We start from the raw sequence: 11,391 nt of genomic DNA on the forward strand, positions 1-11,391 counted from the left end.
CACGCTTGATGCTCAACACCCGATGCCTGACGCTTAAAAGCAAAGAGGGAGCGGTGTTACTCGCAGCATGAAGCTTCCCGCATTTTTTCTTCTAGCGTTCAAAATACACCACCAATGCATCATGGTCTGAAATCGGTGCCACACCCTGGCTGCCATACAGGCTGTCATAACGCCCCGCATTACCACGACTCACCGCAACCTTGCTAACAGAGGGCTTCAATCCGGGTGACACCCAGATGTGGTCCAGCGCTTGCGGGCGACAACGGTGGCGGAAACTGTAGCGTTCCTTTTCAGGCAAGAACGACCAGAGATTCAGCAAGCCCGATTGCTCAAACCGTTCATGGCTGTCGGAGAACCGGCCTTCATCCCACGTCGTATTGAAATCCCCCGCGACAATCAATGGCGAGGTCTGCATCGTTACCCAGTTGGCCAACAAGGCCGCCTGAGTCTGTCTTTTTTCATGAACCCAGGCTTTCTTCAAATTCCGCGCGCTACGCCAATGCACCACCACTACATTCGCAGCAAGCGGCGCTTCAAGCGCAACCACCAACGGTGGGCGTGCATACAGCGCGTGACCATGGAATTGCTGGCCTGAAAAAAGAGTGCTCACCGACCCAATATTGACCGGTGAGCGATACATTATTGCCACATCCATACCCGAAGGGTCATTACCCTCACGCAGCGCTGAACGATACCGGTAACCACGCTGCGACAACCGATCCGCCAGCCGATCCAGCACGGCCTGGTTTTCCACTTCCTGAAGCGCCAGAACATGCGGCGCGTTCAGGTCTTCAACAATAAAGCCCGCAACGGCATTTATCCGTGCCCTCAACAACACAGACGACACAGGGTCATCCAGCTCGCTGTTCTTGTGGTCATCGCGCAGGCGCCACAGATTCAGGGTTGCCAGCGCCCATGTCTGATCAGACGCAGCAGGCACACCACGGGCAGGCGCAAGCTGTGCACAATCGGCCGGGGCCAACAGCGGGGAAATAGTGAGGACAATCAGAATGAATAAACGCATGCAGGCAGTGTATGCGCGCCATCCGCTGCGTAACAGAGGCTCAAGCGAAGCGGATTAACGCAGGGCAACCACGCACTGACACAACGGCGATATCCGTCTAATTCATGTTCAAAAAAAACCCGCCGGAGAGGCGGGTCAAAAAACACATTCAGGGGCGATACACCACTTTTAACTGTGGTGAGACCTTGGTTTCATCCACGTAACCGATAAAGTTTCGATTACTGCCGACCAGCATGACCATTTCCCGGTCGCTGGACACTTCCCGGGGCGGCATACCTCGGCCGGTGAAAATCATTCTGGCCCAATAGCTTTTCATCTGCTCCGCGCTTTTGCCCATTACCCGCTGATAAAAGCCCGTGCGCTCAGCGCTTTGAGCCGGCAAATCCAACGGTTTCAAGGCAACGCCAGACGCCCGGCGAGTCAAACCATTAAATAACTGGCGTACTTCGTCCTGGGTCAGCATGGTCAATTCGCTACTGGCTGAAACCACCACAACCGGCTCGGCGTGCAGAGTGGCGGACAGGGTCAGGAGCAATGAAATTATCCATTTCTTCATTATCATTCTCCCTTAAAAGACCAGATCGGCGCTGAGACGCACAATGGTGGCATGATCATCTTCCATCTCCGCCCCCGGGTCGGTGACAAAGAACCCTGTGGTGGAAACCTCATCATCGGAGAAGTCGTAGTAGTAACTGAACTCCCCTTTCAGGGCGATGGAATCGGTGAGCGAGTAACGTAATCCTGCCGTCCAGCTTTTCTGCTGCTCGGCCAGGCCATCATTGATCGGGCCAGGCAAAGAGGAATCCAGATCACGGGGATCCACTTCCGCCCAGGTCACCAACGGCATCCACTTGCCCATATACTTGCCCAGGCTCACATAGGCACTTTGGCTGCTGGGGTACCAGTTACCAAAGTCCAGACGAGCCACCTCGCCAGACATGAACCAGCTACCGTCATCATATTGCAGGCCAAGGCCGGCAAAGTAGGTGTACACCTCGTCAAAGGACAGCCCCAATGCGGTAGCAGGAATCAGCGCATCCAGATCATCCTGCCCCACGGACACATCCGCCGCAGAGTAGGCCGCACGCACGGTCCAGTCACGCCAGCGGCTGGTCAGGTTCATGCCGGCGAGATCGTCAGCCTGGTATTGCGCATTGTTGGTACGCGGCCCGCCATCCACGGTGCTGGACCCCCAGAAACCGCTAAGCCGGTGGCTGACCGGGCCGGTATTGAAGCCCCAGGTCGCTTCCAGTGCCTCCATGGTTTTGATGGGCGCCAGCTGATACACCTCGGAAGGCAATGACACCCACGGATAGGCATAACCTACATCCACATACTGTGAGTGCAGATAAAACGGCGCCACAATACGCCCCGCCTTGACGCTGACGCTCTCGGTAACGTCGTAGTCCAGGTAGGCCCACTGCACTTCCGCATTGAAATCATCGGCACCGGAGGCAAACAGCTGGACAACCGCCTCGGCCTTGTCGGTGAGCTGGGCGTTAAACTGTACGCCGGCACGGGTAAGGGAATCATGGCTCCACTTATCACCGGAGCCATCGATGTAGCTGCCGTCGTCACCCAAGGTGGTGTCCGCCTCGGCACGGCTCATGCCGGCGGAGAGGAATCCGTTGATACGCAGCCGCTCGGGCTGTGTCAGGCTGCTTTCAACCTGTTGCTGTTCCAGCTTTTCAAGCCGCTGCTGGTAATCACGCAGCGTCTGCTCCACGTCGCTTTCAGCAGCAATCGCCCATAAAGGGCTGATGCCCAGCGACGCACCGAGCACGACAGATAATGCCTTTCCCATAGTTCCCCCACAGAAACTTCGTCTTTTTCATTAAAGTTTAACTAAGACGAAAGGATGGCATTATCCGTGATTGTGATCGGGAATCAAGAGTCCGAGGGCGCTTCACGCAAAACCGGCAACCCGGCACAAATCGCCTCCCCCTCAGCCTGTGTCAGGCAGACCGTGACCGACTCCCCAGGCTGCGGAACCCGCTGCAGTTTCATCAACATCAAATGGTCGCCGCCCGGCAAAAAGGAAAACGATTCCCCCGGCGCCAACATGACATGGTGGAGATGGCCCATTTTGCGCGTCCCGTCATCCAGGGTTTTCATGCTGTGCAGCATGGCATGGCCGGCGATTTCACTACGGGCGCCGGTAATGTTGACGCTGGTATCGCCCTCATTGGTCACCGTCAGGTACCCGGCCATGGTCGGCGATACCGGCGGCACCGCCCGCAGCCAGCCATCGCTGATACGTACATCCGCGCTGGCAACGCCGGCGCACAACGCGACAGCCAGTGCCACGCCCTGACAAACGGGCTTACAAAAGCGATTCAACATCCGTTACCACCTCGTCAATCTTGAAATCCGCCGGATACAACTTGCGCACGCGCGCCTGCTCATCCAGCAGGTAAATATAATCACTATGGGTAAACAGGTAGCCCTGCTCCCCGGCCTCCTGATCCTTGATAAAGACCACACCGTACTGCTCGGCCACGGCTCGAATCTGCTCCAGGCTGCCCGTCAGGCCAATCATATCCGCCTTGAACCAGGGCAGATATTCCTTCAGATGGGCAGCCGTGTCCCGCTCAGGATCAAAGGTAATGAACACCGGTTGTACCTGATCGGCCACCCCTTCTTCTTCCAGATGACGGTAAACCTGAGCCACCTGGGCCAGCACCGCCGGGCAAATGTCCGGGCAATGGGTGTAGCCAAAGAACAGAATCGATACCTGGCCCTTCAATTTTTCCGCCGAAAAAGGCTCCCCATTCTGGTCTGTCAGGGTGAAATCGCCCCCCAGCCGCGTATTCACTGGCAGGTCGCTTTCCTGCTTGCCACAGCCGGCCAGCACCAACGCTGCCAGCAATGGCAGCACATACAGCAGTTTTCGCATGAATTCTCCGGTTCGCAGTTTGCAGCAGTCAGCGGTATAATCCGCGCCCATTTTCACTCTATTTGACGGTTAGGCAACCCATGGCACGTAAGCTGTTTATCCAGACCCACGGCTGCCAGATGAACGAGTACGATTCTACCCGCATGGTGGACCTGCTCGAATCCAGCCACGGCCTGGAGTCCACCGACAACCCGGAAGAAGCGGATGTGCTGCTTCTCAACACCTGCTCTATCCGGGAAAAAGCCCAGGAAAAGGTCTTCCACCAGCTGGGCCGCTGGAAAAAGCTGAAAGACGCCAAACCCGACATGATTATCGGCGTGGGCGGCTGTGTGGCCAGCCAGGAAGGCGATGCCATCCGCGACCGTGCGCCCTATGTGGACGTGGTATTTGGTCCTCAAACCCTGCACCGCCTGCCCGGCCTGATTACCCAGGCCGCCAGCACCCGCGAGCTGGCCATTGATGTGACCTTCCCGGAAATCGAAAAGTTCGACAACCTTCCGGAACCCAGCGTAGACGGCCCCTCCGCTTTCGTTTCCATCATGGAGGGCTGCTCCAAGTACTGTACGTTCTGCGTGGTGCCTTACACCCGCGGCGAAGAAGTCAGCCGTCCGGTCCAGCCGGTGCTCAGTGAAATCCAGCACCTGGCAGACATGGGCGTGCGCGAGGTCAACCTGCTGGGCCAGAACGTGAATGCCTACCAGGGCGTGGGCGCCGATGGCGATACGCTGGATCTGGCCGACCTGATCCGCCTGATCCGTGACATCGACGGCATCGATCGCATTCGCTACACCACCAGCCACCCGGTGGAATTCTCCGATGCGCTGATTCAGGTGTACGAAGACGTGCCGGAACTGGTCAGCCACCTGCACTTGCCGGTGCAATCCGGCTCCGACCGCATTCTCGCCATGATGAAGCGCAACCACATGGTGCTTGAGTACAAGAGCAAACTACGCAAGCTCAAGCGCATCCGTCCGGACATCTCCTTCAGCTCGGATTTCATTATCGGCTTCCCCGGCGAAACCGACCGGGACTTCGAAGACACCATGGACCTGATCCATGATATCGGCTTCGACATGTCCTTCAGCTTCATCTACAGCGCCCGCCCCGGCACCCCGGCGGCGGACCTGCCCGATGATGTGGACATGGACGTGAAAAAGCAGCGCCTGGCGATTCTCCAGCAGCGCATCAACCAGAACGCCCAGGACATCTCCCGCAAAATGGTGGGCAGCACCCAGCGCATTCTGGTGGATGGCTTCTCCAAAAAGGACCCGGGCCAGCTCAAGGGCCGCACCGAAAACAACCGGGTGGTGAACTTCCAGTGCGACGACACCGACCTGATCGGCCAATTCGTGGATGTGACCATTGCCCAGGCGTACAGCAATTCCCTGCTGGGCACCGACCCGCGCAACCCGGGCTAGCCCGGGCCTTGCCGGGCTCATATCGTTATAGCGATTCGTTCCATCCGAACAGCTTTTAATTGGCGCTTGGTTATATAGACTTGAACCTCATTCGTGCTGACCAACGCTGATCTATTTGTGAGGACAAACCATGCGTGTGTGGATTTCCGCCCTGCTGCTGGCCATCGCCGGCACCGCCAGTGCCCAGCAGACCCTGCTGAACAGCTCCTACGATATCGCCCGTGAACTGTTTGCCGCGGTGAACCCCAAGTTCCAGGCCCACTGGCAGGAAATGACCGGCGAAGAGGTCTCCATTAAGCAGTCCCACTCCGGTTCCTCCAAACAGGCCCGCGCCATCCTGCAGGGCCTGAAAGCCGACGTGGTGACCTTTAACCAGGTGACCGACGTCAACGTGCTGCACGACAAGGGCAACCTGATCCCGGCGGACTGGAACACCCGCCTGCCCAACAACTCCAGCCCCTACTATTCCACCACCGCTTTCCTGGTGCGCAAGGGCAACCCGAAGAACATTCAGGGCTGGGCCGACCTGGCGAAAGAAGACGTCAGCGTGGTATTCCCCAACCCGAAGACCTCCGGCAACGGCCGCTACACCTACCTGGCCGCCTGGATGGCCACCAGTGATCGTCTGGACGGGAATGAAGACAAGATTCGCGACTACATGGCCCACTTTCTTGCCAACGTAGCGGTATTCGATTCCGGTGGGCGCGCGGCCACCGTCACCTTTGCCGAGCGTGAGATCGGCGATGTGCTGATCAGCTTCGAGTCCGAGGTGAACAACATCCGCAAACAGTACGGCAGCGATGACTACGATGTGGTGGTCCCGAAAACCTCCGTGCTCGCCGAATTTCCGGTCACCGTGGTGGACAAGGTGGTGGACCAGAAAGGTACCCGCAAAGTGGCCACCGAGTACCTGAACTTCCTGTACAGCGAAGATATCCAGCGCCTGCTGGCCGGCTTCAACTACCGGGTACATAACGATACCGTGGTAAAGGAAACCGCCGACCAGTTTCCCCCGGTGAAGCTGCTGGAAGTGGCGGACTATTTCGGCTCCTGGGCGGATGCCCAGAAGACCCACTTTGCCTCTGGTGGTGAGCTGGATCGCTTGCAAGCCAAGGCCCGGAGCCTGCGCTAAACCGCGCCAATAGACAGTGCCCCTACTGCGAACCCAACACTCCGTTTTACCCGGCTTCACGCTCAGCTTCGCGCTGAGCGTGTTGTTTATCTGTCTGGTGATTCTGGTGCCCCTGTCCGGGCTCGCCATCCATGTTTCACAGATGAGCTGGGCTCAATACTGGGGTGTGATTACCGACCCCCGCTCACTGGCCAGCTTCCGCGTGACCCTGCTGGCCGCCGCCGGCGCCAGCGGTATCAACGCCGTGGTCGGCCTGCTGCTGGCCTGGGTGATTACCCGCTACCGCTTCCCCGGCCGACGCCTGATGGATGCGCTGGTGGACCTGCCGTTCGCCCTGCCCACCGCCGTGGCCGGGCTGACGCTGTCGGCCCTGTTTGCCGCCAACGGCTGGCTGGGACAATGGTTTGAAGCCATCGGCATCAGCGTCGCCTACACGCCCCTGGGCATCATGATCGCCATGAGTTTCACCAGCCTGCCCTTCGTGGTGCGGGCCGTGCAGCCGGTGCTCGAAGACCTGACGCCCGACGTGGAAGAAGCCGCCGCCACCCTGGGCGCCACACCCATGGCCACCTTTACCCGGGTGATTCTGGCGCAGCTGATGCCGGCACTACTCACCGGCACTGCCCTGGCCTTTACCCGCAGCCTGGGTGAATACGGTGCGGTGATTTTTATCGCCGGCAATATGCCCTTCGAAACCGAGATCCTCTCGCTGCTGGTCAACATCCGCCTGGATGAGTTCGACTACGCCGCCGCCAGCGCACTGGCCTCGGTGATCCTGATTGCCTCGCTGGTACTGCTCTTTGGTATCCAGCTGGTGCAATCCCGTCTGACCCGTCGCTGGAAGGGGCACTGACCATGCATGAACGCCCCCGCCACTGGCACCAGTGGCTTCTCATCATGGCCGCCTTTGCTGCGGTCGCCATCTTGCTGGTGATGCCACTGGCGCTGATTTTCACCGAAGCCTTCAGCCAGGGCTGGGCCATGGTGCAGCAGAACCTGACCAACCCGGACATGCTCGGCGCCATCAAGCTGACCCTGATCGTCGCGCTAATCACCGTGCCAGTGAACCTGCTGTTCGGCATTCTGCTGGCTTGGTGCGTTACCCGTTACGAGTTCCGCGGCCGCAAACTGCTAAGTACCCTTATCGACATCCCCTTCGCCATGAGCCCGGTGGTCGCCGGGCTATGTTATCTAGTGGTGTACGGGGCCCAGAGCGTGGTGGGCAACTGGTTCAGCGGCATGGGCGTGCAGCTCATGTTCGCCCTGCCCGGCATGGTCATGGTCACCGTTTTTGTTACCTGCCCCTATGTGGCACGGGTGCTGATTCCGTTAATGGAGTCCCAGGGCCAGCACGAAGAAGAAGCAGCCATCATTCTTGGCGCCTCCGGCTGGCAGGCTTTCTGGTATGTCACCCTGCCGAAGATCCGCTGGGCGCTGCTGTACGGGGTGGTACTCACCAACGCCCGGGCGGTGGGTGAATTCGGCGCGGTGAGCGTGGTCTCCGGCCTGATTCGCGGGCAGACCCTGACCCTGCCTTTGCTGGTGCAGATGTGGAATCAGGACTACAACACCGTGGGCGCCTTTACCGCGGCCGGCCTGCTGGCCGCCATGGCGCTGGTCACCCTGCTGCTGAAAACCGTGCTGGAATGGGCCACACAGCACAACACGGACAATGCCACTGAACAGAAAACCGAACAGGACACCCCATGAGCATTCGTGTCGAACAGATTCAAAAGCGTTTCGGCGATTTCACCGCGCTGGACGACATCAATCTGGATGTTCAGGAAGGCCAGCTGGTCGGCCTGCTCGGCCCCTCCGGTTCTGGCAAGACCACCCTGCTGCGCATCATCGCCGGGCTGGAAAAAGCCGACCAGGGTAAGGTCCTTTTCCACGGCAAGGACGTCACCAACCTGGACGTTCGCAAGCGCAAAGTCGGCTTTGTGTTTCAGCAATATGCCCTGTTCCGCCACCTGACCGTCGCCGACAACGTGGCCTTTGGCCTGCGCATGCTGCCGCGCAAGGAACGCCCCGCCCGCTCGGCGATCCGCCAGCGGGTCAATGAACTGCTGGATCTGGTCCAGCTTGGCCACCTGGCCGGTCGCTACCCGGCACAATTATCCGGCGGCCAGAAACAGCGCGTGGCACTGGCCCGGGCACTGGCCCTGAAACCGGACGTGTTGTTGCTGGACGAACCCTTTGGGGCTCTGGATGCGAAAGTGCGCAAGGAGCTGCGCCGCTGGCTGCGTCATCTGCACGAGCAGATTTCGGTCACCAGCATCTTCGTGACCCACGACCAGGAAGAAGCCATGGAAGTGTCGGACCAGGTGGTGGTGATGAGCCAGGGACGCATCGAACAAATGGCCTCACCGCTCACCGTCTACGAGCAACCGGCCAGCCGTTTCGTGTTCGATTTCCTGGGACACATCAATGCACTGAAGGGGCACTACGACGGCCGTAGCTGGCAAGCGGGCAACGCGCAACTGCGCCTTACCACCGAAGGCGCCTGCCCGGATGGTGAGCTCACCCTTTACCTGCGCCCCCACGAGGCGGACTTGAGCAAAACCCCCAGTGACAGCGCCAACCTGCCCGTCAAACTGGGCGCACGCAGCGTGTTTGGCGGCACGGTAACACTGGAACTGGAAGCACTGGGCTGGCCAGCGGAGGTGATGGAAGTAGAACTGAGCCGGGACGCCTGGCAAGCGCTGAATGCACAACCGGGAGATACCCTGTTTGTGCATCCGCGCCAATTACAGACCGTCACCTGCGACGGCAATCTGGGGCCCCGGGTCACACCTGCCTGACCCGACGCCCCGCTTCAGCAGCCTGGCCTCAGCGTATGCTGCCTCTGCCCAGGCCATCCTCTTCAGAAGGTGCCAGGTAATCTGGCAACAACACCACGGACTCCGGTTTGGTCTGCGCATAACTGGCATCCGGTGTCACATCGCCGCCCGGGCTGGACAGGATGTTATCGAAGCGCAGCACCTGATCCTGGGATTTTTCCGCCACGTACAGGCTGCTGCCATCGAAGGCGATATCCACCGGGTTGCCCAGCTGGGTATTGCCCACGGTGGTGCCATCACCATTATCAATGCTAACCGCCACATCGGTATTGCCATCCGCACGGTCCGCTTTCTCGATCACATACAGCTTGCCATCGGTGCCCACCGCGCCGCTGCCCACATCGGAAACGATCAGGGTTTTGCGATCCGCCACATAGACAATGCCATGCAGGTTGGTCGGCGCCGCAATGGCACTGCCACCGATGGTCGGGGTGATGATCCGGTCCGGATCTTCCGCCCCCTGGTTGGCCAGATAATCATCGAACACCGCAACCGTGCCATCGGTCAGCGCCACAAAGAGCTGATCGCCCTTGGGGTGGTAATCCAGATCCCAGGGCGCCACTGCCAGGGAGGTGGTGAACAGCGGAGGCGCATCTGCACCCGACTGGGCACCAAAGACTTTCACCGCCGGGTCACCGTTATCGGTGATCAGCAGCAGCCCGGCTTCGTCCGCCACATCAAAGCCTTTCGGGCTGACCAGCGTAGTTGCCGCCCCGGACACAATGCGGTCGCGGCTCAGCGAAAACATCTCGCCGTCACGCTCCGTTCCAAGACGGTTCACCACCACAATGCGGCCGTCCAGGTTGGCGCCATCATCGGCGGTCAGGTAGACATCGCCCAGTTGGTTAACGCTGACGCTTTCCAGTGACTCGCCCACGGTGAAGTCCCGTTGCACGGTGGTCAGGTCGGTATCCAGCACCACCACATCCGGGTCACCCGCCAACGGCGCATTGCTGGACACCAGCACGCCATCGATCGTGGTGTCGCTGTCATCGATATCCGAGACATCCGCTTCCAGGCGTGGCGTCGTGATGCGCACCAGCGATTCCGGCTTCACCGATGCCACCGTGCGATTGGGCGCCACATCGCCGGACTGGCCCGCAAAAATATTGTTGTAGACCAGAATGGCGTCGTTGGATTTCTCGGCAATAAACGCCTTGTTGCCTTCCAGAATCAGATCCACCGGATTACCCAGCATGGTGGCCGGCCCTGCCAGTGTGCGATCCGGGGTCACCATGCCAGAAGCGGAGCTGGCGTTGCTGATCACATAGACCTTGCCATCATCGGCCACCGCCGCATCCCCCACATCGGTGACTACCAGGGTGTCGGTATCCGCGCGGTAGGCAATCCCGTGAATGTTGGAAATGCTGACGCCGTCGCCTGGCGTAATGGTTCGCGCGGCGCTGGCGTCAAATCCACCCGCCACATAGTTATCCACCACCAGGATGGTGCCGTTGGTCATGGCCAGGAACAGAATATCCTGGGTTTCGTTATAGGCCAGATCCCAGCAGTTGGCAGGGAGCGCGGTGGAGGCCAACGGCTGGGCCATGTCCCCCGCCGCGGTGCCAAACACTTCAATACTGTTACCGCCCACATTGGCGGCGAACAACAGGCCCGCCTCATGAGCCACGGCAATTCCTTTCACCGTAGCGGAACCGGGCGCATCGATATCACGCTCCAGCGCCGGATCAGTGAGGCTGCCGTCTTCTCGCTGGGCCGCAAGGTGAATGGTTTGGAAGGTGCTGGGCGTCGCCGTGTCATCGGCCACATACAGATTGCCCAGCAGATCCTGCGCCATGCCTTCGTTGCCACCGGATGAAAAATTCGCTTCCACGTTCAGCGCCGGGTCCAGTCGATCGATTTGTCCCCGGTTGGTCGGGCCATTGAGCATCACCAGAATAGGGGCTGATCGAGCTGAAGGCGGTGTGACGCTATTATTACTGCTACTGTCACCCCCGCAAGCGGCCAGACCCACTGCCGCCGCCAGCGCGGTGAAACCAAGGTTACGATACGTGCCGATGTTCATCCTGTTACTCCCTTTCCATCCATTGATAACAACCCATCGAACCACTGAAACCCTC

At 59.5% G+C, this 11,391-nt stretch carries 11 protein-coding genes; 5 read left to right on the plus strand and 6 right to left on the minus strand.

Annotated elements, in window-relative coordinates; translation table 11 throughout:
- Positions 1–91: 91 nt before the first annotated feature.
- From ADG881_RS05760 to ADG881_RS05780, 5 genes are all read right to left on the minus strand, one after another.
- Positions 92–1,024: an endonuclease/exonuclease/phosphatase family protein gene (locus ADG881_RS05760; RefSeq protein WP_007149461.1), complete on the minus strand. Its 933-nt coding sequence runs from the start codon at positions 1,022–1,024 to the stop codon at positions 92–94.
- A 148-nt stretch (positions 1,025–1,172) separates the two neighbouring features.
- Complete coding sequence (locus tag ADG881_RS05765; protein ID WP_039926308.1) at positions 1,173–1,580, minus strand: hypothetical protein; 408 nt, start codon at positions 1,578–1,580, stop codon at positions 1,173–1,175.
- A 12-nt stretch (positions 1,581–1,592) separates the two neighbouring features.
- Positions 1,593–2,828 (minus strand): hypothetical protein, encoded by a 1,236-nt coding sequence (locus tag ADG881_RS05770; RefSeq protein WP_007148560.1) that lies wholly within the window; start codon positions 2,826–2,828, stop codon positions 1,593–1,595.
- Positions 2,829–2,911: 83 nt separating this feature from the next.
- On the minus strand, positions 2,912–3,367 hold the full coding sequence (locus ADG881_RS05775; RefSeq protein WP_007150565.1) for a copper chaperone PCu(A)C: 456 nt from the start codon (positions 3,365–3,367) through the stop codon (positions 2,912–2,914).
- Positions 3,348–3,920 (minus strand): SCO family protein, encoded by a 573-nt coding sequence (locus ADG881_RS05780; RefSeq protein WP_039927246.1) that lies wholly within the window; start codon positions 3,918–3,920, stop codon positions 3,348–3,350. Before ADG881_RS05780 ends, ADG881_RS05775 begins: the two co-directional genes overlap by 20 nt.
- 80 nt (positions 3,921–4,000) lie before the next feature.
- Between ADG881_RS05780 and miaB the strand changes: the two genes are divergently transcribed.
- The 5 genes from miaB (at position 4,001) to ADG881_RS05805 (ending at position 9,271) form a co-directional block, all read left to right on the plus strand.
- Positions 4,001–5,338, plus strand: coding sequence for a tRNA (N6-isopentenyl adenosine(37)-C2)-methylthiotransferase MiaB (miaB, locus tag ADG881_RS05785; protein ID WP_007150980.1), 1,338 nt, complete (start codon positions 4,001–4,003; stop codon positions 5,336–5,338).
- 130 nt (positions 5,339–5,468) lie between these two features.
- Positions 5,469–6,470 (plus strand): thiosulfate ABC transporter substrate-binding protein CysP, encoded by a 1,002-nt coding sequence (cysP, locus tag ADG881_RS05790; RefSeq protein ID WP_007151448.1) that lies wholly within the window; start codon positions 5,469–5,471, stop codon positions 6,468–6,470.
- Positions 6,471–6,495: 25 nt separating this feature from the next.
- Complete coding sequence (cysT, locus tag ADG881_RS05795; RefSeq protein WP_039927247.1) at positions 6,496–7,323, plus strand: sulfate ABC transporter permease subunit CysT; 828 nt, start codon at positions 6,496–6,498, stop codon at positions 7,321–7,323.
- 2 nt (positions 7,324–7,325) lie between these two features.
- Positions 7,326–8,180, plus strand: a complete 855-nt coding sequence (cysW, locus tag ADG881_RS05800) for a sulfate ABC transporter permease subunit CysW (RefSeq protein ID WP_007148783.1) — start codon at positions 7,326–7,328, stop codon at positions 8,178–8,180.
- On the plus strand, positions 8,177–9,271 hold the full coding sequence (locus ADG881_RS05805; RefSeq protein ID WP_007149788.1) for a sulfate/molybdate ABC transporter ATP-binding protein: 1,095 nt from the start codon (positions 8,177–8,179) through the stop codon (positions 9,269–9,271). The genes cysW and ADG881_RS05805 overlap by 4 nt, the downstream gene beginning before the upstream one ends.
- Before the next feature lie 28 nt (positions 9,272–9,299).
- Here the strand turns inward: ADG881_RS05805 and ADG881_RS05810 are convergent, their stop codons facing one another.
- Complete coding sequence (locus ADG881_RS05810) at positions 9,300–11,336, minus strand: hypothetical protein (RefSeq protein ID WP_050760125.1); 2,037 nt, start codon at positions 11,334–11,336, stop codon at positions 9,300–9,302.
- Between the last annotated feature and the right edge of the window lie 55 nt (positions 11,337–11,391).

Origin of the sequence: Alcanivorax sp. DG881, assembly GCF_000155615.1 — a bacterium.
Lineage (GTDB): Bacteria > Pseudomonadota > Gammaproteobacteria > Pseudomonadales > Alcanivoracaceae > Alcanivorax.

What these genes read in the sequence shown, in the direction of transcription:
- ADG881_RS05760 (WP_007149461.1), bottom strand. Translation starts at nt 1,024, where the DNA reads ATGCGTTTATTCATTCTGATTGTCCTCACTATTTCCCCGCTGTTGGCC.
- ADG881_RS05765 (WP_039926308.1), bottom strand. Translation starts at nt 1,580, where the DNA reads ATGAAGAAATGGATAATTTCATTGCTCCTGACCCTGTCCGCCACTCTG.
- ADG881_RS05770 (WP_007148560.1), bottom strand. Translation starts at nt 2,828, where the DNA reads ATGGGAAAGGCATTATCTGTCGTGCTCGGTGCGTCGCTGGGCATCAGC.
- ADG881_RS05775 (WP_007150565.1), bottom strand. Translation starts at nt 3,367, where the DNA reads ATGTTGAATCGCTTTTGTAAGCCCGTTTGTCAGGGCGTGGCACTGGCT.
- ADG881_RS05780 (WP_039927246.1), bottom strand. Translation starts at nt 3,920, where the DNA reads ATGCGAAAACTGCTGTATGTGCTGCCATTGCTGGCAGCGTTGGTGCTG.
- miaB (WP_007150980.1), top strand. Translation starts at nt 4,001, where the DNA reads ATGGCACGTAAGCTGTTTATCCAGACCCACGGCTGCCAGATGAACGAG.
- cysP (WP_007151448.1), top strand. Translation starts at nt 5,469, where the DNA reads ATGCGTGTGTGGATTTCCGCCCTGCTGCTGGCCATCGCCGGCACCGCC.
- cysW (WP_007148783.1), top strand. Translation starts at nt 7,326, where the DNA reads ATGCATGAACGCCCCCGCCACTGGCACCAGTGGCTTCTCATCATGGCC.
- ADG881_RS05805 (WP_007149788.1), top strand. Translation starts at nt 8,177, where the DNA reads ATGAGCATTCGTGTCGAACAGATTCAAAAGCGTTTCGGCGATTTCACC.
- ADG881_RS05810 (WP_050760125.1), bottom strand. Translation starts at nt 11,336, where the DNA reads ATGAACATCGGCACGTATCGTAACCTTGGTTTCACCGCGCTGGCGGCG.